Source organism: Streptomyces sp. NPDC047880 (assembly GCF_040706515.1).
GTDB lineage: Bacteria > Actinomycetota > Actinomycetes > Streptomycetales > Streptomycetaceae > Streptomyces.
This window is the reverse complement of the sequence record NZ_JBEZOK010000019.1, coordinates 149,152-170,373: the sequence shown is the minus strand read 5'-3', so window position 1 is coordinate 170,373 and position 21,222 is coordinate 149,152. Positions and strand designations below refer to the sequence as shown.

The 21,222-nt window shown below is 71.1% G+C and carries 17 protein-coding genes; 7 read left to right on the top strand and 10 right to left on the bottom strand.

Annotated elements, in window-relative coordinates; all coding sequences use genetic code 11:
• Positions 1-91 precede the first annotated feature (91 nt).
• Both AB0937_RS26435 and AB0937_RS26430 read right to left on the bottom strand, forming a co-directional pair.
• A complete protein-coding gene (locus AB0937_RS26435; protein ID WP_366714704.1) occupies positions 92-559 on the bottom strand; it encodes a molecular chaperone TorD family protein in 468 nt (155 codons plus the stop codon).
• Positions 560-693: 134 nt separating this feature from the next.
• Positions 694-1,557 carry a helix-turn-helix transcriptional regulator gene (locus tag AB0937_RS26430; RefSeq protein WP_366714702.1) on the bottom strand — a complete coding sequence of 288 codons (864 nt, stop codon included), beginning with the start codon at positions 1,555-1,557 and terminating at the stop codon, positions 694-696.
• A 241-nt stretch (positions 1,558-1,798) separates the two neighbouring features.
• On the opposite strand from AB0937_RS26430, the gene AB0937_RS26425 reads away from it, so the two are divergent.
• The gene (locus tag AB0937_RS26425; protein ID WP_366714700.1) at positions 1,799-2,224 is read left to right on the top strand and encodes a hypothetical protein; all 426 of its coding nucleotides are present in this window, start codon (positions 1,799-1,801) and stop codon (positions 2,222-2,224) included.
• Here the strand turns inward: AB0937_RS26425 and AB0937_RS26420 are convergent.
• The gene (locus AB0937_RS26420; RefSeq protein ID WP_366714697.1) at positions 2,206-3,012 is read right to left on the bottom strand and encodes a helix-turn-helix transcriptional regulator; all 807 of its coding nucleotides are present in this window, start codon (positions 3,010-3,012) and stop codon (positions 2,206-2,208) included. The two genes, AB0937_RS26425 and AB0937_RS26420, sit on opposite strands and share 19 nt — an antisense overlap.
• Before the next feature lie 127 nt (positions 3,013-3,139).
• On the opposite strand from AB0937_RS26420, the gene AB0937_RS26415 reads away from it, so the two are divergent.
• Both AB0937_RS26415 and AB0937_RS26410 read left to right on the top strand, forming a co-directional pair.
• Positions 3,140-3,445: a 4a-hydroxytetrahydrobiopterin dehydratase gene (locus tag AB0937_RS26415; RefSeq protein WP_366714695.1), complete on the top strand. Its 306-nt coding sequence runs from the start codon at positions 3,140-3,142 to the stop codon at positions 3,443-3,445.
• Positions 3,446-3,449: 4 nt separating this feature from the next.
• Positions 3,450-4,193, top strand: coding sequence for a class I SAM-dependent methyltransferase (locus AB0937_RS26410; RefSeq protein WP_366714693.1), 744 nt, complete (start codon positions 3,450-3,452; stop codon positions 4,191-4,193).
• A 13-nt stretch (positions 4,194-4,206) separates the two neighbouring features.
• On the opposite strand, the gene AB0937_RS26405 is transcribed toward AB0937_RS26410, so the two are convergent.
• The 3 genes from AB0937_RS26405 to AB0937_RS26395 form a co-directional block, all read right to left on the bottom strand.
• Positions 4,207-4,839, bottom strand: a complete 633-nt coding sequence (locus AB0937_RS26405) for a hypothetical protein (protein ID WP_366714691.1) — start codon at positions 4,837-4,839, stop codon at positions 4,207-4,209.
• A 163-nt stretch (positions 4,840-5,002) separates the two neighbouring features.
• Positions 5,003-7,651, bottom strand: a complete 2,649-nt coding sequence (locus AB0937_RS26400) for a cellulose binding domain-containing protein (RefSeq protein WP_366714689.1) — start codon at positions 7,649-7,651, stop codon at positions 5,003-5,005.
• A 240-nt stretch (positions 7,652-7,891) separates the two neighbouring features.
• Positions 7,892-10,810 (bottom strand): glycoside hydrolase family 48 protein, encoded by a 2,919-nt coding sequence (locus tag AB0937_RS26395; RefSeq protein WP_366714687.1) that lies wholly within the window; start codon positions 10,808-10,810, stop codon positions 7,892-7,894.
• Positions 10,811-11,264: 454 nt separating this feature from the next.
• Between AB0937_RS26395 and AB0937_RS26390 the strand changes: the two genes are divergently transcribed.
• The 3 genes from AB0937_RS26390 (at position 11,265) to AB0937_RS26380 (ending at position 14,813) form a co-directional block, all read left to right on the top strand.
• Positions 11,265-12,980, top strand: a complete 1,716-nt coding sequence (locus AB0937_RS26390; protein ID WP_366714685.1) for a glycoside hydrolase family 6 protein — start codon at positions 11,265-11,267, stop codon at positions 12,978-12,980.
• Between the two features lie 130 nt (positions 12,981-13,110).
• Positions 13,111-14,034 carry a class I SAM-dependent methyltransferase gene (locus tag AB0937_RS26385; RefSeq protein ID WP_366714683.1) on the top strand — a complete coding sequence of 308 codons (924 nt, stop codon included), beginning with the start codon at positions 13,111-13,113 and terminating at the stop codon, positions 14,032-14,034.
• Between the two features lie 83 nt (positions 14,035-14,117).
• Positions 14,118-14,813: an SDR family oxidoreductase gene (locus tag AB0937_RS26380; RefSeq protein WP_366714681.1), complete on the top strand. Its 696-nt coding sequence runs from the start codon at positions 14,118-14,120 to the stop codon at positions 14,811-14,813.
• A 74-nt stretch (positions 14,814-14,887) separates the two neighbouring features.
• Here the strand turns inward: AB0937_RS26380 and AB0937_RS26375 are convergent, their stop codons facing one another.
• The 3 genes from AB0937_RS26375 to AB0937_RS26365 form a co-directional block, all read right to left on the bottom strand.
• Complete coding sequence (locus tag AB0937_RS26375; RefSeq protein ID WP_366714722.1) at positions 14,888-15,679, bottom strand: aldo/keto reductase; 792 nt, start codon at positions 15,677-15,679, stop codon at positions 14,888-14,890.
• Between the two features lie 156 nt (positions 15,680-15,835).
• Positions 15,836-17,662 (bottom strand): AMP-dependent synthetase/ligase, encoded by a 1,827-nt coding sequence (locus tag AB0937_RS26370; RefSeq protein ID WP_366714679.1) that lies wholly within the window; start codon positions 17,660-17,662, stop codon positions 15,836-15,838.
• 323 nt (positions 17,663-17,985) lie between these two features.
• The gene (locus AB0937_RS26365; RefSeq protein ID WP_366714677.1) at positions 17,986-18,864 is read right to left on the bottom strand and encodes a LysR substrate-binding domain-containing protein; all 879 of its coding nucleotides are present in this window, start codon (positions 18,862-18,864) and stop codon (positions 17,986-17,988) included.
• A gap of 161 nt (positions 18,865-19,025) precedes the next feature.
• On the opposite strand from AB0937_RS26365, the gene AB0937_RS26360 reads away from it, so the two are divergent.
• Positions 19,026-20,039: a bile acid:sodium symporter family protein gene (locus AB0937_RS26360; RefSeq protein ID WP_366714720.1), complete on the top strand. Its 1,014-nt coding sequence runs from the start codon at positions 19,026-19,028 to the stop codon at positions 20,037-20,039.
• Here AB0937_RS26360 and AB0937_RS26355 read toward each other — a convergent pair.
• Positions 19,975-21,213, bottom strand: coding sequence for a DUF4185 domain-containing protein (locus AB0937_RS26355; RefSeq protein WP_366714675.1), 1,239 nt, complete (start codon positions 21,211-21,213; stop codon positions 19,975-19,977). The two genes, AB0937_RS26360 and AB0937_RS26355, sit on opposite strands and share 65 nt — an antisense overlap.
• Positions 21,214-21,222: the final 9 nt, after the last annotated feature.

Below are 21,222 nucleotides of genomic sequence, written 5' to 3'. Positions count from 1 at the left end.
CCTCATCCAACTCCCCAGGTGTCACAAACCGCTCAACGACACAGCCCCCCAATCGGACACGCCACCGACAAACGAACCTGACCAAGCACTACTAGCGCCCCGTGGCCACCGGCGGCAGCGTCGCGCACACCGCGTCCAGGACCGTCGCGTACGGGGTGCCGAAGTCGGTGAGCTTCGACCGGAGCCGGTCCAGGCCGTCCCGGTGCTCCGCCAGCAGCTCGGTGTCGCCGGTGCGGGCCGCGCACTCCAGGACCGCCGGCAGGAAGTCCGGCGGCTCCTCGCCGGTCGTCTCCAGACCGTGCGCCCTGTACAGCTCCTCGGACGGTGCCGGGGCGGCCTCGCGCCAGGCGCTCAGATACAGGCTGTGGTCCTGCCCGGCCTCGAACACCTCCACGTAGTGCGCGGCCAGCTCCCGCGGCGGGGTGACGGCCGCGTGGTCGGCGAACTCCCGCAGTTGGGGGGCCGCTTCGCGCAACAGCGGCAGCCTGGCGCGGAAGTCGTCGTCGGGGTACATCAGGCACAGCGCGGCCGCCTGGTACAGCAGCTCGAATCCGGGCATCGGACCTCCTTCACGTGCGCTCGCCTGGCCGTCCCGTCATCCCGACGCTAGGGGTGGGCCGGGGAGCACACCTGCCGACGGCGCCCGTACGGGTCAGAACCCGTCCCATGACGTCGAGGGTGGAGCCGTGGGGCTCAGTAGCGCTCGCGGTACTCCCGCAGCAGCTCCTCCGTGCGCTGCGCGGAGCCCGCCCGGGCCGTCATGTGGTCCAGCACCTCCAGGTGCGCGGAGACCTCCTTGCGGGCGTCCAGGTACAGCGCGCCGGTCAGGTACTCCGTGAAGACCATGTCGGGCAGCTCCGGCTCGGCGAAGCGGAACAGCGAGAACGGCGCGTACGTCCCCGGGTGGGGGCCGGCCGCGAATTCCGCGACCTGCAGGGTGACCCGGTCGCGCTCGGCGTACTCCAGCAGCTTGTCCAGCTGGTCGCGCATCACCCGGCCGTCCACGCTCACCGGGCGGCACAGCACCGTCTCGTCCATGATGACCCACAGGTGCGGCGGGTTCGGCCGGTCCAGGAGCCGCTGCCGCTCCATGCGCAGCGACACGTGCCGGTCCACGGCCTCGGGCCCGGCGTTCGCGATGGTGCCTGCCTGCAGCACGGCCCGGGCGTACCCCTCGGTCTGCAGCAGCCCCGGCACGAAGTGCGGCTCGTACGACCGGATGATCCGGGCCGCGCCCTCCAGGCTCACGTACAGGCTGAACCATTCCGGCAGCACGTCGTGGAACCGCTGCCACCAGCCCGGCCGGTTCGCCTCCTCGGCGAGCTCGACGAAGGCGGTGACCTCGTCCGCCGCCACCCCGTACGCCGTCAGCAGGATCTGCACGTACGGGATCTTCAGCGCGACGTCGGCGGTCTCCATGCGCCGGACCGTCGCCGGGGCGACCCGCAGCACCTTCGCGGCCTCGTCCCGGCTGAGGCCCGCGGCCTCCCGCAGCTCCTGCAACCGCTTGCCCAGGACCACCTGGCCCACGGTGGGTGCGGCCCGCCGTTCACTCACGCCACGCCTCCCCAACGTGCCCAAGCCTGCGATCAGTCTGTCACGGCCGGCCGGCGGCGTGACAGGGCCCGGAGCGAGAAGATCGCCGGAAGCCTCAGGCGCGGGGCGGGCATGACCCCGCGGGTAATCGACCGGACGCCACCCGAAAGGGATCGTGGACGCACCGGGTCCCGGGCCGGCGCACTCCGCCCCGGGACCCGGCCCCAGCCGCCGCACCACGACCCGACGGAGGGTGATTCCCATGTCCGCGTTCCAGCTCGCCGCACTCGCCCGCACCTCCGAGCCGCAGTCGATGCTGCGCCGCTTCCTCGCCCTGGACGCCGTCGTGACCGGCGTCAACGCGCTCGCCTACCTCGCGTTCTCCGGCCCGCTCGGGCGGTTCCTCGGCGCTGACGCCACGCTGCTCCTCGCCCTGGGCGCGTTTCTCGCCCTCTACGCGGCGGGCGTGGGCCTGCTGGCCGCCCGCAGGCAGCCGCCGGCACTCGGCGTGCGGGCCGTCGTCGAGGGCAACCTCGCCTGGGCTGCGGTGAGCCTGGTGGCCCTGGTGCTGTGGCTCTCGCCCAGCACGCCGGGAACGGTGTGGACGGTGCTGCAGGCCCTGACCGTGGCCGGCTTCGGGGTCCTGCAGCACACGGCCCTGAAGGCCCGTCAGGACACGAGCGTCTGAAGATACTTGGCCGTCGCCGGGTCCGCCGGGAGCAGCGTCTCGATGGCCAGCTCGGCGACCGTCACGTCCATCGGCGTGTTGAACGTGGAGATGGAGGAGATGAACGACAGCGTCCGTCCCTCGTGCTCGATCCGCAGCGGCAGCGCGAAGTACGGAACCGGCTCCGAGGGCTCGTCCGCCGCATCCGCGGCGGGCACGGGGTACGCCGCCACCTCCTCGTACAGCGCCCGCAGCGGCTGCGAGCGGTGCAGGGCGATCTGCCGCTCCATCTGCTCCAGCAGATGGCCCCGCCAGGCGCGCAGATTGCGGATGCGGGGAGCGAGGCCCCGCGGGTGCAGGGCCAGCCGCATCGCGTTCAGCGGCGGTGCGAGCAGCGCCTCGCCGACGCCCTCGACCAGCGTCATCACCCCCCGGTTGGCGGCCACGACGTTGTACAGCGCGTCCACCACCAGGGCCGGATACGGCTCGTAGCCGCCGATCAGCCGCTCGATGCCCTCCCGCAGCGCGCCCAGCGCCGGGTCGTCCAGCGGGGTCTCCGGGTAGCGGGGGGCGTAACCGGCCGCCAGCAGCAGCGCGTTGCGCTCCCGCACGGGCACGTCCAGATGCTCGGCCAGCCGCAGCACCATCTCCTCGCTGGGCCGGGAGCGGCCGGTTTCGACGAAGCTGATGTGCCGGGCCGAGGAGTCCGCGCGCAGGGCCAGCTCCAGCTGGCTGACCCGCCGCTGCTCCCGCCAGGCCCGCAGCAGCGGGCCCACGCCCTGCTCGGCGGTGGACGGGTGAGTGGTCATGCCGGGACCGTAGTCGAGAACCGGTCGTCTCGGACAGATACACCCTTCTGACCAGGGCTTCGGCCGCCCCGTTGTGGCAGGCTGGGAGGACACCGGGGACACCGCAGTCCGGGAAGGAGCGCAGCCCATGCCCGTCGAACCGCTGTCGCAGAAGGAGGTCGAGGACCGGCTGGCCGAGCTGCCGGGCTGGTCGCTCGACCAGGACCGTCTCGTCCGTTCCTACCGGCTCGGCTCGCACTTCTCGGCGACGGCGATGGTCGTGCACATCGCCCAGGTCCAGGAGGAACTGAACCACCACTCCGACCTCACGCTCGGCTACAACACCGTCTCCCTGGCCGTGCACACGCACAGCGCGGGCGGCGCCGTCACCGAGAAGGACTTCGAGCTCGCCCGCAGAGTGGAGGACCTCGCCCCCGGGCACGGGGCACACTGACCGGGTGCTCGACTACGACAAGGAAGCGGAGCGGTACGACGCCTCGCGCGGCGGCGAGCCCCGGGCGGCCGCCGCCGCACAGGGCGTGCTGAGCCTCGTGCCGCCGGACACGCGCAGTCTGCTCGACGTCGCCTGCGGCACCGGCATCGTGACCCGCCGGCTGGCCGCCGCCCGCGACCACATGAGGGTGACCGGCGTCGACCTCGCCGCGGCGATGGCCCGGCAGGCCTCCACCCGGCTCCCCGGTGCCGTCGTACGCGCCGACAGCCGCCGGCTGCCCTTCCGGGACGGGCAGTTCGACGCCGTGTGCAGCGTGTGGCTGCTGCATCTGGCCGCCGGGCCCGCCGAGGTGCGGGCCATCGTCGGCGAGTGCGCCCGGGTGCTGCGCCCCGGCGGCGTCTACGTCACCACGGTCGACAAGGCCGCCTCCCACAACGTGGGCAGTGACATCGATGTCGTGCTGTCCTCCCGGCCGCCGGGCCCGGTCCGGGACGCGGCGGCGGACGTCGAGTCCTGTGCCGCCGCCCACGGCCTGGCCCCGGCCGGGCAGGCCCGTTTCACCGGTCACGGCCAGGGCCGCAGCCCCCGCCGTACGATCGCCGACCTGCGCAGGGGCTGGTTCGTCACGCTGCCGCCGGGCCACCCGCTCGCCGACGGGTTCGCCCGCCGCCTCGCCCGGCTCCCCGACCAGGACCGGCCACGCCCCGACCCGGTGTTCAGCCTGCGGGCGTTCCGCAAGACCGGGTGAACTCGACCTGCGACTAGCTGAAGCCGCCGCTGAAGTCGCTGTTGAGCTGGGCGGAGCAGATGTTGTAGGCGCCCTGCGCCCGGCCCGACTTCGTCCTGCCGTCGATGGTGATCGAGCACCGGATGTCACCGCCGCCCATGAGCTGCGCGGTCACCTGGTAGTAGAGGGCGTCGTCCTTGACGGTCAGGGTCTTCTTCAGGGGCAGGCCCTTGCCCTGGAGGTTGGTGCCGTCGTTGCCGTACGTGATGTCGACCCCGGAGGGGGCGGAGCCCCACACCTTGAACACCGCCGTGCCCCCGTCGGTGTCGTCGGCGGCGGCCTCGGGGGAGTCGTCCGCGGTGTCAGCCTTGGGCTTCGGCTTCGGCTTGTCCTTGGCGGTGGCGGTCTTGGTGACAGTCACCGTAGGGGCCGGTTCCGCCGCGTCGTCCGCCTGGGCCTTCTCGGTGACGGTGACGGTCGGGCGGGGCTCGGCGGCCGTCTTCTCGCCGTCGCCGCCGTTCCCGGCCGAGCCGATGCCCGCGCCCACGAGGAGGGCGACGGCGGCGGCGGGTATCAGGACGCGTTTGCGGGCCCAGGACGGACGGGGAGCCGGCGGGGAGGGATGCGGCCCGAAGCCGGGCGGCGGCGGAGGCTGGGTGTACGACATGGACCCCCCTGAGAGTTTTCGTGGGAGGTGAGCGTAACGGTCGGTGTGAAGAAAGTGTGAGTGATGTGCGGGGGAGGTGACGGATTCGTGATCGACTCATGGGGGCGTCCGTGGTGCGGGGAGGGCGCACACCGTGTCCGGTGCACGCCCTCGGGCCGCCCGGTCAGTCGACCGTGCAGTTCTGCCGGCCCAAGGTGAAGGCGGTCGGTCTGGCGTTCGTGCCCGAGCGGTTCGCCGTGAAGCCGAAGCCCACCGACGACCCTGCCGCCACGTTCGCGTTCCAGCCGACGTTCCTCGCCGTCACCGCCGAACCCGCCTGTGCCGCCTCGGTGTTCCACGCCTGTGTCAGCTTCTGGCCGTCGGCGAAGCTCCAGCCGAGCGACCAGCCGTTCCAGGCGCTCGTACCGGTGTTGGTGAGCTGCACGTGCGCCTGGAAGCCGTCCTGCCACTGGCTGGTGACCTTGTACGTCACCGCGCAGGCGCCGGTCGGCGTCGGGTCCGGGCCCCGATCCGACGGGCCGCCGCCTGCGCTGTCGCCGTAGATGACGCCCCGGCCGTTCGTGGAGACGTAGACGCGGCCGTACACCCGTGGGTCGCCGGTGATCGCCGCGCCCGTCCAGCCCCACTGGTGGGCGTCGTCGTTGATGCGCGTCCAGCTCGCGCCCTTGTCCGTGGAGCGGAAGAGGCCCCGCACTCCGCCGATCTTCGCACTGGTGTAGAGGGTCTGGTAGGAGGCGCCGGGTGCCGCCTTGCCGAAGCCGATGGTGTCCGCCTGGGCGACGTTCGCGAGCCTGGTGAAGGTCGTTCCGCCGTCCGTGGAGTGCCACAGGCCGTAGGCGCCGTCCGTGGTGCCGCCCGCCAGCCACACGTCGCCCTTCCCGCCGGGCAGCGCCTTGAAGCGGACGCTGTCGCCGCTCGGCAGCCCCGTGGCGGGGGAGGCCTTGAAGGTCGCGCCGCCGTCCGTACTCACGTAGAACTTCCCGGACTTGAAGCCGTAGAAGGTCTTCGTGTCGACGCGGTCCGACTCGACGATCGCCCCTGCCGGGATCCCGGCGGAGGCCTGCCACGACGTGCCGAAGCCCGTCGCGTGGTGGACACCGGCGCCCTCGGGGCTCCACACGAACCGGCTGCCGTCGGCCGCCGACGCGACGGTGCCGCCGCCGCTCACACCCGAAGGGTCGGTCCCGGCGGACCAGTTGGCCCCGTTGTCCGTCGAGAACGCGATGTGCGGGCCCGAGTCCAGATTCCCCGTCCGCACCACCGTGTTCGGGTTCGACTCGGCGAAGTCCAGGCTCGTGGTCGTCGTGAAGTTCGGCCGGGTGAACATCATCGACGGCACCTTCGTCAGATCCGTGTGCCGGAAGCCGCCGATGTCACCGAGTGCGCTGAGCAGCGGGGCGCCGGACGGGGGAGAGGCGAGGTCGTTGACCGCCGTCTCCTCCAGGCCCCGCACCATCGGCTTGACGGCGAACCTGCCTCCGCTGTCCCAGTTCGTGAGGTTCTCGGTGCCGTAGACCGTCGCGCCCGTCCCGTACATCATCCGGTTCGAGTCGAACGGGTCGATCTCCAGCGCCTCCGTCATCCAGCCCAGCTTCGGCGTCTGCTCGGGTGGTTGCGGGTCGGCGCCCCACGTCAGCCACGGCGAGGACGAGACGTCCATCGTGTAGCGGTTCTCGCGGTTCGGGTACGACGTGTAGTCCCACGCCCTGGTCCAGGTCCCGCCGCTGTCCGTGGAGCGGAAGATCTGGGTGTCCGGCCACCAGGCGCTGTACGCGGTCGCCATGACCGTGCCCGGCTTCTGCCGGTCCACGGTCAGTCCGCTGAAACCGTAGAAGGTGTCCTCCTCCGCCACCGGGCTGATGTCCCTCCAGGTCCCCGCGCCCGTCGCGTACCGCCACAGCCGGCCCTTGCCGCCGTCGTACGGCCCGCCCTTGTCGCTGTAGGCGAGGTAGAGGTAGCCGTTCTTCGCGTCCAGGACGCCCTTGTGGGCGAGGTGGCCGGTGGGCTGCCCGGGCAGCCGCTGCCAGGTCGCGCCCGCGTCCGTCGAGCGGTACACCGCGTTGTCCTTGTCGGCCACCCCGACGTAGACCGTCTTCGTGGCGCTCCCGGCGGTGCCCGTGGACTCGTCGAAGGTGACCCACACGATGCCCTGGTTGTCGGACGCGTAGCCGCTCGTGTCGCTCGGGTCCTGGGCGTAGTTGCCGGCGTTCGGGAAGTTCGTGACCTGCGACCAACTGGCGCCCGAGTCCGTCGACCGCCACAGCCCCTTGCCGCTGGGCGCGCCCAGGTACAGCACGCTGTTGCGGTTCGGGTCGATCGCCAGCCGCTCGCCCATGCCCCGCCCCGGCATGTTGCCGCCGAGCTTGAACGGCAGGTCGGCCTTCCACCAGCTCGCGCCCCGGTCGGAGGAGCGCATGACCGCGCCGTTCTTCGGGTCCCAGCTGTTCGTGTACGTCCCGACCGCCGCGTACACCCGGTCCGGGTCGACGGAGTCGGACGCGATGCTGACCACGCCCGTGTGCCCCCAGTCGTCCCACCCGACCGAGTCCAGCAGCGGCGTCCAGGTCTTGGAGGACTCCTGCCAGCGGTAGGCACCGCCGATGTCCGTGCGGGCGTAGGCCAGGTTCTTCTCGGAGCGGTTGAAGACGATGCCGGGGACGAACCCGCCGCCGTCGATCCGGGCGTTCTTCCAGGCGTAGGTGTCGGCGGCGAGCTCCGGCGCCGGGGGATCGGCGGCCAGGGCGGTGGGGGCGCCCGACAGCAGCCCGGCCGCCAGCGCCAGGACAGCCGTGAGGATGCGGGTTCTTCGCACGGTGGGGGTCCTTCCGTGAGGGGGGACGTGCGAGGGCCGGGCGGCTCCCCGTGCGGAGGGGAGCCGCCCGGCCGGGCCGGCCTCGCCGTCAGGTGGCGAGACCACGAACGCGGAGCTTCGGACGCACCTGCCTTCAGGGGGCGCGGGGCTGCATCGATATGCGGTTCCGCCGCGTGGGCGAGACCAGCCGCACACGGCCCGCAGACACAACCCGCGCCCCGGCCGAGCGCCCGGCGGGGGCTATTCGAGAAGCTCCGCGTACGCGCCCATGGCCAGGGCGATGTCCGCCTGGGCCCAGAACCGGTGGTACGTGAACGACGGCACCGCACCGCCCGCGAGATAACTCTCGACCTTCGACCAGGCCGGGTCGTCCTCGTAGAAGGAGCGGATCGACTCGAACGTCGACGACGAGTTGATCGCGTCGCCGTTCGGCATCGTGCCGGTCCAGCCACTCGGGATGAACACCCGGTCGTCGAAGCGGTTGTAGTCGGCCCGGTTCTCCGGGACCGCGACGCCGAGGGCGTCCTGGTGGTTGGCCCACATGCCGTCCAGCAGCTTCTTCGCCGCCGCCGCGGCCTCCGTGTCACCGGAGCGGTCCGCGTAGTACGTCAGGGTCTTGGCGTACGCGGCCGCCACACCCACGTCATTGGTGTAGTCGGCGACCGTGACGTGCAGACCGCTGTTGGAGCCTGGGCTCGATGCGTTCCAGGTGTCGGGCTGGCCCGACCACTGCAGCGTCGACGGGATGCGGAACGTACCGTCCGGGTTGAACGTGGTCTTGGACAGCGCCCAGTCGACCCACTTGTCGAGGACCGTCTTGGCCTGCGCGTTCCCCGTCTGCTGGTACAGCTCGGCGACGCGCTCCATGGACCACGCCTGGAAGCCGAACCACTGGTTGGACGGCGGGTCGTGGTACACGGGCTTCTCGTCGTAGAACATGCCGTAGAACGTCGACTTGCCCGAAGGCGGGGTCGCGTACCGGCCCGCCCAGCTGTTGGTCGCGCCGCCCGCGATGGCGCCCTCGTCCGACTGCAGCCAGCGGTAGAACTCCAGCTGCCGGTCCATGGACTTGGCCCAGTCCGCCGCGCCCGTCGCCGACTTCGGCTTCAGCGGCGCGTAGTTGGCGAGCGCGTAGGCGGCCAGGGGGTTCTGGTAGCCGCCGTGGGCGTGGCTGGAGCCGATGCGCCAGGCCCACCCGGCACTCGTGTCGGTGGCGCCGCCCCAGGCGTAGTACCAGGACATCAGGTAGAACGAGGCGTCCTTGCCGGTGCCCGCAGGGCAGGCGGCGGGACCGACGCAGTTGCCGGCCTTCTTGAAGTACTTGTCGTACATGGAGTAGCGCAGGTAGTCGCCCATCTTGGCGGCTTTGCCGACCGTCGCGGAGACGGCGGAGCCCTTGCCCTGCTCCTTCGCCCACAGGTCGGCCCAGTAGGCGGCCTGCACGGCACGCGCGTCGGCGTCCGGCGCGTTGGTGAACTTCCACTGCTTGGCGTAGGAGGCGTCACCGGTGAACAGGTCCAGATAGCCGTTCTTGCCGCCGTACTTGAAGGCGTCGCAGGTCGGCTGCGGCACCGTCTCCCACACCGACTCCTGCGCGCCGCGCTGGAAGGTGTTGATGTACGACGGGCCGGTGTCCGACGGACCCGCCTCGCACTTGCCGGGTGCGTTGCCGTAGCCGTAGACGTTGTCGACGTCCTGCAGCCAGTGCATGCCGTAGACGTCGTCCGTGCCGTACGCGCTCTTCAGCTCGGCGGCGATCGGGTCGCGGCCGACCGGGACACCGGTGTCGAGCTTGGCCGGGTACTCGTCCGGCGTGTCCAGCTCGGGCGCGTAGGTGGCCGGCTTGGCGGCGTTGTAGAAGGAGTTGGTCGGCTGGTCGGCGTGGGTGGGGATCATGTACTTCTCCATGAGGTCCCACGCGCCGTTGAACTTCGACCAGTCACCCGTCACCTTGCCGTACATGGCCTGGAGCCACAGGAGGTAGCTGTACGCCTCCGAGGTGGTCTCGTGGCCGTGGTCCGGCGCCTCGACGATCAGCGTCTCGACCGAGTGGTAGGGGATGCCCTCGGGGGAGAAGTAGCCGTTCGCCGGGTTGGTGATCTTCCCGTAGAGCTCAAGGAAGCGGGCGTCGTAGACCTTCGCCGCGGCCAGCTGGGTGACGGTGACCGAGGCCTTGGCGTGGCCTGCGGCCGTCGACTCGAACACGGCCGATCCCGTGCCCGAGTTCGCGGCCGTGACGGTCACCTGCTGCGCGGTGTTCCAGTTCTGCGGCGTGAAGGTGAGCGAGGCGCCGGCCGAGACCGACAGGCCCGAGTTGCCGCTCGCGCGGGCCGACGTCACCGTCACGCTGGAGGCGGGCTGCTTGGACAGCTTCACCTCGTAGGTGCCCGACTTGCCGGACTGGACGCCCAGTTGGAGCGGCGAGGCGACGATGGCCGGGCCGGAGGAGACGGTGATGCCGACCGGGGTGGAGTCTGCGGAGGCGCCCATGCTGTCGTACGCCTTCGCCACCAGCGAGTGACCGCCCACGGCCAGGTCGGAGACGGACAGCGCGTAGGGCGCGCTCGTGTCCGTGCCCAGCAGCTTGGTGTCGTCGTAGAACTCCACCTTGCTGATCGTGGCGTTGTCCGCGGCGGCGGCGGTGGCCGCCAGCGGCACCGCCTGGCCCTGGGTGTAGACGGCGCCCGCGCTCGGGCTGGTCAGCACGGTGATCGGCGGCTGGTGCGCGCCGGTGCAGGGCGTGCCGTTGACCGAGAAGGACGTGGGCGCGGTGTTGGAGCCGCTGTAGGAGAACTGGGCACCGGTGGAGACGGCGGCGCCCGCCGCGACCCGCGCGTTGTGGGAGGCGTTCTTCACGGTGATGTTCTGGCCGGACTGCGACCAGGTGCCGTTCCAGCCGTTGCCCAGCTTCTGGTTGCCGGAGTAGGCGTAGGTCAGCGTCCAGCCGTCGATGACGTCCGTGCCGCGGTTGGTGAGGGTCAGGTCCACCGTGAAACCTGAGCCCCAGTCGTTCGCCTTGTAGTCGACACTGCACTGAAGTGCCGCCGCCTGCGCGGGAGTCGATGCTGAGGAGAGCATCGTCAACGGAAGAGCGAGAGCGGCGAGCGCGGCGGTCCACAGCCGCCGCGCGGCTCTCCGCCTCCGGGGTGGGGGATGCATGGTGCTGGTTCCTCCTTGCGGCTCGGAGAAGTCAAGGCTTGAACCAGTGGGAGCGCTCCCATAGTGCGGATACGTCAGGTACTGGTCAAGGTCTTCGAAGAGTCGAAAAGATTCGACGCGGCGCCTTGAGCAAAAGTCAGCAACTCCCCTGTTCTTTGCCGTCACTTGCCGCTACCTTCCTTGACACCAGTGGGAGCGGTTCCATCAGTCGACGCGTCCGTCACGGCACGCCCGACCTGCAAGGAGTCGCTCATGCGACACCCCCCGCGTTCAGTACTTTGACCCGCCGCCGGCGTGTGAGTCAGCCGCGCGCGGCGGACAGTCGCCGCCCTCAGCAGGCCGCATACGGCGCCGCATCGGCCCCGGCATGCCCGCGCAGACCTCACCGCACCTCTGAACCCCCCACGGAACCGCGGAAAACGCAAGGAACCCAACGGAAGAGGGACCCCCACTCATGAGCCGTACGAGAACCGCGTTACTGGCCGCCATGGCTCTGGTCGCAGGCGCGACCGGCACCGCCTTCGCCGTCGACCCGGGCGGCGCCGGCATCGCCGCCGTCCCCTGCACCGTCGACTACAAGATCCAGAACCAGTGGAGCACCGGCTTCACCGCCGCCGTGACCCTCACCAACAACAGCGCGGCCAAGTCGTCGTGGTCGCTGAAGTGGTCGTACGCCGGGAACCAGAAGGTGACCAGCGGCTGGAACGCCAAGATCAGCCAGAGCGGTGCCGCCGTCACCGCCGCCAACGAGACGTACAACGGACAGCTGGCGACCGGCGGTTCGGTCAGCTTCGGTTTCCAGGGCAGCTACAGCGGCAGCAACGCGATCCCGGCGACCTTCACCCTCGACGGCGTGACCTGCAACGTCGACGGCGGCGGCGGCCCCACGGACCCGCCGGACCCGGGCGGACCGTCCACTCGCGTGAACAACCCCTACGAGGGCGCGAAGGTGTACGTGAACCCGGAGTGGTCCGCGAACGCCGCGGCCGAGCCGGGCGGCAGCCGGGTCGCCGGCCAGCCGACCGGTGTCTGGCTGGACCGCATCGCCGCGATCAACGGCTCCGGCGGAAAGATGGGCCTGCGCGACCACCTCGACGAGGCGCTGCGCCAGAAGGGATCCGGCGAGCTCGTCGTCCAGTTCGTCATCTACAACCTGCCCGGCCGGGACTGCTCCGCCCTCGCCTCCAACGGCGAGCTGAAGGCCGATGAGATCGGCCGCTACAAGACGGAGTACATCGACCCGATCAAGGCGATCCTCGCCGACCCGAAGTACGCCTCGTTGCGGATCGTCACCACGGTCGAGATCGACTCGCTGCCGAACCTCGTCACCAACACCGGCAGCCGCCCGACAGCCGTCCCGCAGTGCGACGTGATGAAGGCCAACGGCAACTACGTCAAGGGCGTCGGCTACGCACTCAACAAGCTCGGCGACGTGCCCAACGTATACAACTACGTCGACGCCGGGCACCACGGCTGGATCGGCTGGGACGACAACTTCGGCCCCACCGCCACCATCATGAAGGAGGCGGCGACCGCCGAGGGCGCCACGGTGAACGACGTCCACGGCTTCATCACCAACACGGCGAACTACAGCGCCCTGAAGGAGAACAACTTCACCATCAACGACACCGTGGGCGGCAAGTCCGTCCGCGAGTCGAAGTGGGTCGACTGGAACCGCTACCTCGACGAGCTGTCCTACGCCCAGGCCTTCCGCAACCAACTGGTCTCGGCGGGCTTCGACTCGAACATCGGCATGCTGATCGACACCTCCCGCAACGGCTGGGGCGGCGCCGCACGGCCCACCGGACCGGGCGCGACGACCAGCGTCGACACCTACGTCGACGGCGGGCGGTACGACCGTCGCTTCAACGCCGGCAACTGGTGCAACCAGTCCGGAGCGGGTCTCGGCGAGCGCCCGAAGGCCGCTCCGGCCGCGGGGATCGACGCGTACGTGTGGATGAAGCCGCCGGGTGAGTCCGACGGGTCGAGCAAGGCCATCCCGAACGACGAGGGCAAGGGTTTCGACCGCATGTGCGACCCGACCTACACGGGCAACCCGCGGAACAACAACAACATGTCCGGCGCCCTGGCGGACGCGCCGGTGTCCGGGCACTGGTTCTCCGCGCAGTTCCGGCAACTGATGCAGAACGCCTACCCGCCGCTGTCCTGACCGGTCCGCGGTGAACCGCTGATCCGCCGGGGCCACGGCCCCGGCGGATTTTGCGGGACCGGCAACAGCACTGGCCTCCGTCCGGTGCGTCGGCGCACGCTGACCGCATCCGAGCGAGAGGCTGACCACCATGGCGCACCACCACCACGACGACCACGAGCCTGTCCACGAGCCTGTCCACGAGCACGGCCACGGCGCTCACCACGGCCACACGGACCTCGACTGGGCCGAGATGGGCCCGATGCTGGAGTCCTCGGCGGAGCTGTTCGCGTCACTGTACGAGCGGGCGCTCGGCTGGCTGGCACAGGAGGTGACCGAGCCGGGTCTGATCGTCGACGCGGGCAGCGGTCCGGGTGTCGTGTCGTGCCTGTTCGCGGAGACGTTCCCGGGTGCCCGGATCATGGCGGTGGACGGCTCCGAAGCGCTGCTGGAGCGGGCCCGGGCGCGCGCCGGGCGGCAGGGCGTCGCCGACCGCTTCGGCACGCTCGCCGGCGAGCTGCCCGATGTGCTCGGCGAGCTGGACTACCCCGCCGACCTGCTGTGGGCGAGCCGCAGCCTGCACCACCTGGGCGACCAGCGGGCCGCGCTGGCCGCCTTCGCCCGGCATCTGGCGCCGGGTGGCACGCTGGCCCTCATGGAGGGCGGTCTGCCCCTTCGGTTCCTGCCGCGTGACATCGGCATGGGCCGTCCCGGTCTCCAGGCGCGGATCGACGCGGTGGAGGCGGAGTGGTTCACCCGGATGCGTACCGATCTGCCCGGGCACGTGGCCGAGACCGAGGACTGGCCGGCGCTGCTGGCCGCCGCAGGGCTCAAGCACACGAGGACGCACAGCTTCCTGCTCGACCTGCCGGCCCCCGCATCGGACCGGGCACGCGCGTATGTCGTGGCCTCCTTGTCTCACATGCGCGACAAGCTCGCCGAGGGACTCGACGCCGGGGACCTCGCGACCGTCGACCGCCTGCTCGACCCCGACGACGAGGAGAGCCTGCACCGCCGCCCGGACGTGTTCGTCCTGGAGGCCCACACGGTGCACACGGCGGTCCGGCCGGGCTAGCACGGCCGCCCTTGACTTCGAGAGCACTTCAACTGATGGACTCCCCGGCATCGCACTTTGGCCCACACTCCAGGGGGAAGTCCATGTCTCAGGTCGCGCTCATCACCGGCGGTGGAAGCGGCATCGGTGCCGCCGTCGCACGCAGGTTGCTGGACGACGGGCACCGGGTGGCGGTCACCGGCCGAGGGGAGGAGCGGTTGCGTGACTTCGCCGAGGGACTGGGACGTCCCGAGGGGCTGCTGACGATCGCCGGTGACACCGCCGTGTACGACGACGTCCGGGCGGCGGTCGACACCACGGTCAAGGCGTTCGGACGGCTGGACACGGTGGTGGCCAACGCCGGTTCCGCCACCCACGACACGGTCGCCGAGGGGGACCCCGACGGCTGGCGGGACATGGTGCTGACCAACGTCCTCGGGCCCGCCCTGCTGATCCGGGCCTCCATCGACGCCCTGAAGGAGACGCGCGGCCGGATCGTCCTGATCGGCAGCGTCGCCGGGTTCGTGCACGGACCGGGCAACCTCTACGGGGCGACGAAGTGGGCGGTGACCGGGCTCGCCGAGAACACCCGGCGGCAGGTCACCGAGTGGGGCGTGGGCGTCACCCTGGTCGCGCCGGGCCGGACGGAAACGCCCTTCTGGAACTCCTACGGCAGCCTCCCGCCCGGGCGTCTCCTCACCGCCGGCCAGATCGCCGACTCGGTCGTCTGGGCGATGAGCCAGCCGGAGGGCGTCGACGTCAACACGGTCGTCGTACGGCCCGTGGGACAGCCGGTCTGAGGCAGCGGCAACGACGGCGCCCCGGTCCCGGTACCCCGTGAGGGGCTCCGGGACCGGGGCGCTGCCGGTACGGCTCAGGCGCCGTTGAACTCCGCCGGGTCCGGGCCGATGCGCCGGTCCTCGTTCAGGGCGCTGATGGCCGCCAGGTCCTCGTCGTCGAGGCTGAAGTCGAAGACGTCGATGTTCTCCTTGATCCGCGACGGCGTCACGGACTTCGGGATCACCACGTTGCCCAGCTGGATGTGCCAGCGCAGCACGACCTGCGCGGGGGTGCGGTCGTGCTTGCGGGCGATGGCGACGATCGCCGGGACCTCCAGCAGGCCCTTGCCCTGGCCGAGCGGCGACCAGGCCTCCGTGGCGATGCCCTGCTCCGCGTGGTACTCGCGGGAGGTGCCCTGCTGCAGATGCGGGTGCAGCTCGATCTGGTTCACCGCCGGGACGACCGACGTCTCACCGATCAGCTTCTGCAGGTGCTCGGGAAGGAAGTTGGAGACACCGATGGCCCGGATGCGGCCGTCGGCGTGCAGCTTCTCGAACGCCTTGTACGTGTCGACGAACAGACCCCGCTCCGGCGTGGGCCAGTGGATCAGGTAAAGGTCGACGAAGTCCAGGCCGAGCTTCTCCAGCGACGTGTCGAAGGCGCGCAGCGTGGAGTCGTACCCCTGGTCGGCGTTCCAGAGCTTCGTGGTGACGAAGAGCTCCTCGCGGGGCAGACCGGAGGCGGCGATGGCCTTGCCGGTGCCCTCCTCGTTGCCGTAGATCGCCGCGGTGTCGATGCTGCGGTACCCGGCCTCCAGCGCCGTCGCGACGGCCGTCTCGGCCTCGTCGTCCGGCACCTGCCAGACGCCGAAGCCCAACTGGGGCATCTCGACGCCGTTGTTCAGGATGATCGGGGGGACCTTGCTCACGAGCTCTCGATCCTTCGGTAAGTGGTCAGTGTGCTCCCATCGTCAACGATCACGGGCGGTGATGCATTCCTGACGGGAGAAATCCGAAGCCACACCTGCCCCGCGGAGCGGAGGTCACGCCCGGTAGAGCGCCTCGACCTCGTTCTCGTACGCCTTCTCGATCGCCTTGCGCTTCAGCTTCAGCGACGGGGTCAGCAGCCCGTGCTCCTCGGTGAACGGCTGGGCGAGGATGCGGAAGGTGCGGATCGACTCGGCCTGCGAGACGAGGGTGTTGGCGGCGACCACCGCGCGGCGCACCTCCGTCTCCAGATCCGCGTCGCGCACCAGCTCCGCCGGGGACATCTGCGGCTTGGCCCGCATGGCCAGCCAGTGCTCCACGGCCTCCTGGTCGAGGGTGACCAGGGCGGCGATGTACGGGCGGTCGTTGCCGACGACGATGCACTGGTTGACCAGCGGATGGTCCCGGACGCGCTCCTCCAGCACACCGGGTGAAACGCTCTTGCCGCCGGACGTGACCAGGATCTCCTTCTTGCGGCCGGTGATGGTGAGGAAGCCGTCCTCGTCGAGTGTGCCGAGGTCGCCGGTGGCGAGCCAGCCGTCGTGCAGGGTCGCGTCGGTGGCCTTCTGGTTGTTGAGGTACCCCTGGAAGACGTTCTCCCCGTGCAGCCAGATCTCGCCGTCGTCCGCGATGTGCACGGTCATACCGGGGATGGGCTGCCCCACCGTGCCGAAGCGGGTGCGCCCGGGCGGGTTGGCGGTCGCGGCCGCCGTGGACTCCGTCAGGCCGTAGCCCTCGTAGATGTGCACGCCCGCCCCGGCGAAGAACAGCCCGAGCCGGCGGTCCATCGCCGACCCGCCGGACATGGCGTGCTTGATGCGGCCGCCCATCGCGGCACGGATCTTGGTGTAGACGAGCTTGTCGAACAGCTGGTGCTGCATGCGCAGGCCCGCCGACGGGCCGGGGCCGATGCCCCAGGCCTTGGCCTCCATCGCGTCGGCGTACTTGATCGCGATGTCGACGGCCTTCTCGAAGGGACCGGAGCGGCCCTCCTTCTCGGCTCTGCGGCGGGCCGCGTTGAACACCTTCTCGAAGATGTACGGCACGGCCAGGAAGAACGTCGGCTTGAACGCGGCCAGGTCCGGCAGCAGGGCCGCGGCGTTCAGCTGCGGCTGATGGCCGAACTTCACCTTGCCGCGGATCCCGGCGACCTGGACCATCCGCCCGAAGACGTGCGCGAGCGGCAGGAAGAGCAGGGTCGCCGCCTCGTCTCCGCGCTTGGAGTGGAACACCGGCTCCCAGCGCTCGATGACGGTGTCCGCCTCGTACATGAAGTTGCCGTGTGTGATGACGCAGCCCTTGGGGCGTCCGGTGGTGCCCGAGGTGTAGATGATCGTGGCGACCGAGTCGGGTGTGACGGCCTGCCGGTGGCGGTGCACCACCTCGTCGTCCAGGTGCGCGCCCGCGTCGTACAGCTCGTGCACGGCGCCGGAGTCCAGCTGCCAGAGCCGGCGCAGCTGGGGGAGCCGGTCGATGACGGTGGCGATGGTCATCGCGTGGTCCTCGTGCTCCACGACCGCGGCCGTCACCTCGGCGTCGTACAGCATCCAGAAGCACTGCTCGGCCGAGGACGTCGGGTAGACCGGCACCACCTGGGCGCCGATCGTCCACAGCGCGTAGTCGAAGAGGGTCCACTCATAGCGCGTACGGGACATGATCGCGACCCGGTCGCCGAACCGGATGCCGCTCGCGAGCAGGCCCTTGGCCAGCGCGAGCACCTCGTCACGGAACTCGGCGCTGGTGACGTCCCGCCACTGACCGGAGTCGTCCGTGCGGCCCAGGGCGATGTGCAGAGGGTCTTCCTGGGCATGCTCGAAGACCACGTCGGCCAGACCACCCACCGGAGGTGCCAACGCCAACGGAGGGTTGGTGAACTCGCGCAAACCCCGCTCCCCGCTCCTCAGCGCTTCAGTCGAGTGACGCCCCGCACAGCGCCGTGAAAGCTACCCCACCCGGGCAGGGGGCGGGAGGGGGTACGACGACGAGCAGCGCTCTTGTATGCGCTGGTCAGCCAGGGAAAAAGCGCTCACATGGGGAAGGGTCGGACACAAAACTGACGGTTGCGTAAGTTTCGGTGCCGTAATCTCCACCGAATCTGTACGACGCCGGTCGCGGTGCCACGCGCCTCCCGGCAGGGTCTCCTCTGTCAGCGGAGCAGCGGCGGATTCTGTCACTCCGCTTCCGGCGGAGGTGACGTACGGGCAGATCACAGCCCCTTGCGCTCGCTGCGGTGGAGCCGGTCCCCGCCCGTCAGGATCGCCGCCGCCAGGGCGTCCGCCGCGCCCTGCGCGGAGGGCCGCCGCCGGCCGTGGACCAGGACGAAGTCGACCTGCCCGAGTTCCGGCAGCCCTGCCCGGTCGGGGATCCGGACCAGGCCCGGCGGGATCAGGCCGCGGGAGTGCGCCATCACGCCGAGGCCGGCCCGGGCCGCCGCGACGAGACCGTTCAGGCTGCCGCTGGTGCACACGACCCGCCATTCCCGGCCCTGCCGTTCCAGGGCCTCCAGGGCGAGCGCGCGGGTGATGCCCGGCGGCGGGTAGACGATGAGCGGCACCGGGCGGTCCGGATCGAGCCGGAGGCGTTCCGCGCCGATCCACACCAGCCTGTCGTGCCGGACCAGCCGGCCGCGAGGGTCCTCGGGCCGCCGCTTGGCGAGGACGAGGTCCAGCTTCCCGGCGGCCAGCTGCTCGTGCAGCGTGCCCGAGAGCTCGACCGTCAGCTCCAGGTCGACCTCGGGGTGCTCGTGCCGGAAGCCCTCGAGGATCTCGGGCAGCCGCGTCAGCACGAAGTCCTCCGAGGCGCCGAACCGCAGCCGGCCGCGCAGCCGGGTACCGGTGAAGAACGCCGCCGCCTGCTCCTGCACCTCCAGGATCCGGCGCGCGAAGCCCAGCATGGCCTCGCCGTCCTCGGTCAGCTCCACCGAGTGCGTGTCCCGGGTGAACAGCGTCCGCCCTGTGGCGTCCTCCAGCCGCCTCACGTGCTGGCTGACCGTGGACTGCCGCAGCCCGAGCCGCCGCGCGGCCTGCGTGAAGCTCAGCGTCTGCGCCACCGACAGGAACGTGCGCAGATGGGACGGGTCGTACACAGCCCCCACGTTAACGCGGAACGCGATGACAGTGAGAGCGGTATGCGGGATTCCCGATCGCCGGTCGGGGGAGCAGGATGGGACGGGGCCGCTGCGGCCCCGGTCCGAGGGACGTACCAAGCAAGTGGAGCACCGTGAAACGCCTGCGCCGGCCGAACTGGATGCCGATCGACCCTTACATCCTGCTGCTGCTCGGGACGGTGGGCCTCGCCGCACTCCTTCCGGCTCGCGGGCCGGCCGCCGAGGTCGCCTCGGGTGCCTCCACGGCGGCGGTCGCCCTCCTCTTCTTCCTGTACGGCGCGCGGCTCTCCACCCGTGAGGCGCTCGACGGGCTGCGCCACTGGCGGCTCCACGTCACCGTCCTGGCCTGCACCTTCCTGGTCTTCCCGCTGCTCGGGCTCGCGGCCCGCGGGCTGGTCCCGGTGATCCTGACGCACCCGCTCCACCAGGGCCTGCTCTTCCTCACGCTCGTCCCGTCGACCGTGCAGTCGTCGATCGCCTTCACCTCGATGGCCCGCGGCAACGTGCCCGCCGCGATCTGCGCGGGCTCCTTCTCCTCGCTCGCCGGCATCGTCGCCACCCCGCTGCTCGCGGCCTCGCTGCTCGGCGGCAGCGGCGGCGGGTTCTCCGCCGACTCGCTGCTGAAGATCGTGCTGCAGCTGCTGGTGCCGTTCCTCGCCGGGCAGCTGCTGCGCCACTGGATCGGCGGCTTCGTCACCCGCCGGAAGAAGGTCCTCGCCCTGGTGGACCGCGGCTCGATCCTGCTCGTCGTCTACACCGCGTTCAGCGCGGGCATGGTCCAGGGCATCTGGCACCAGGTCAGCCCCGCCCGGCTCGGCGGCCTGGTCGTCGTCGAGGCCGTGATCCTCGCGGTGATGCTGCTGCTGACCTGGTACGGCGGCAAGGCGCTGCGCTTCGGCCGGGCGGACCGGATCGCGATCCAGTTCGCCGGCTCGAAGAAGTCCCTGGCCGCCGGACTGCCCATGGCGAGCGTCCTGTTCGGCGCACAGGCGGCGCTCGCCGTGCTGCCGCTGATGCTCTTCCACCAGATGCAGCTCATCGTGTGCGCGGTGATCGCCAAGCGGCGCGCGCGGGAGGCGGTGGCGGAGGTCACCGCACCGCGGCCAGCCGCAACGACACGAACCGTGGCCGGTACAGGGACACGTTCCGGCTGAGCTGGGCGGCGGCGCCCGTCGTCTCCAGCCAGTTGACGTCGTAGCTCAGCACGAGCCGTCCGCCGCCGCTCAGCACGGGATGCGCCTGCGGGTTGTAGGCGGCGACCTGTCCCGGGGGCAGCGTCGGGCTGAACTCCTTCGCCGGACCGTGCCACGGCCCGGCGGGCGAGCAGGCCCAGTAGGACGTGACGGTGGTCAGCCCCTTCGGGCCGGCGGCCATCGTGAACAGCACGTACGTACCGCCCTCCCGGACCACCGAGAACGCGCTGCCCACGCCCGTCTGCCGCCCGTCCCCGAGCACCGGCCGGGGACGGGCCCGGGGCACCCACGCCGAGCCGCTCCAGTACTGCCAGGCCGACGGATCCGCGAGCCGGCCCTCCGGCACCCGGGCCGCGTACGCGTGCGAGGCGGGACGGGAGGCGGCCCGGCCGTCGTCGCCGCCGAACACGTAGGTCCAGCCGTCCTCCTGGACCAGAGTGGTACCGAACAGCACCCGCCGGGACGGGTCGGGGACCGGACGCTGGTCCAGCACCTCGACGATCGACTCCAGGCGCAGCCCGGGCAGGGACAGCGTGGCGACCTCGGTCGCGGTGGGCACCCCGTAGATCCAGGGGGACTGGCCTGCCGTGCGCACCCACAGCAGCACCCGCACGACCTGTTCCGAGGAGCCGGGGGAGCGGGGTTCGACGCGGGCGGCGACCGGCCAGCGCCACCGGCCGGGTGCCGGGTCGGCGAACAGCGGGGCCGGCAGGGTGGTTTCGAGGCGGCCGTCGCGCATCAGCACGGCGGAGTTGCGCACCAGCGGCGTGCCGGCGTCCCGCCAGGCGTAGGACTCGCCGTGCGGGTTGGGCGGGCCGTACACCCGGCCCAGATAGGTGTCCGAGAACAGCCACAGCACCCGGCCGTCCGGCAATCGCACCGAGTGGGTGCCGTCGCCGCCGGTCCAGTCGTCCGTGCGGCTCGCGTCGTCGCCGTAGCGGGCGAACTCGGCGTCGAGGCCGTCGTCCGCCTTCCAGGAGCCGACCGTGAGCGCCCGGCAGGCGCCGTCCGCGCCGCCGCCGTCGTCGTCGGGCAGGGCGATGAGCAGCGCCGCGCCGAGAACCAGGGCCAGCAGCAGGCCGATCCCGGTTCCCGTGCGCTGTCGGGCTCGTAATGCTCCTGAGGCGTCGGGCACGCCCCGTGA

Bases quoted from the DNA above. Each gene is read 5' to 3' on its own strand.
- AB0937_RS26375 (WP_366714722.1), bottom strand. From the start codon at position 15,679: ATGCCCCAGTTGGGCTTCGGCGTCTGGCAGGTGCCGGACGACGAGGCC.
- AB0937_RS26435 (WP_366714704.1), bottom strand. From the start codon at position 559: ATGCCCGGATTCGAGCTGCTGTACCAGGCGGCCGCGCTGTGCCTGATG.
- AB0937_RS26385 (WP_366714683.1), top strand. From the start codon at position 13,111: ATGGCGCACCACCACCACGACGACCACGAGCCTGTCCACGAGCCTGTC.
- AB0937_RS26405 (WP_366714691.1), bottom strand. From the start codon at position 4,839: ATGTCGTACACCCAGCCTCCGCCGCCGCCCGGCTTCGGGCCGCATCCC.
- AB0937_RS26390 (WP_366714685.1), top strand. From the start codon at position 11,265: ATGAGCCGTACGAGAACCGCGTTACTGGCCGCCATGGCTCTGGTCGCA.
- AB0937_RS26395 (WP_366714687.1), bottom strand. From the start codon at position 10,810: ATGCATCCCCCACCCCGGAGGCGGAGAGCCGCGCGGCGGCTGTGGACC.
- AB0937_RS26360 (WP_366714720.1), top strand. From the start codon at position 19,026: ATGCCGATCGACCCTTACATCCTGCTGCTGCTCGGGACGGTGGGCCTC.
- AB0937_RS26420 (WP_366714697.1), bottom strand. From the start codon at position 3,012: ATGACCACTCACCCGTCCACCGCCGAGCAGGGCGTGGGCCCGCTGCTG.
- AB0937_RS26380 (WP_366714681.1), top strand. From the start codon at position 14,118: ATGTCTCAGGTCGCGCTCATCACCGGCGGTGGAAGCGGCATCGGTGCC.
- AB0937_RS26415 (WP_366714695.1), top strand. From the start codon at position 3,140: ATGCCCGTCGAACCGCTGTCGCAGAAGGAGGTCGAGGACCGGCTGGCC.
- AB0937_RS26425 (WP_366714700.1), top strand. From the start codon at position 1,799: ATGTCCGCGTTCCAGCTCGCCGCACTCGCCCGCACCTCCGAGCCGCAG.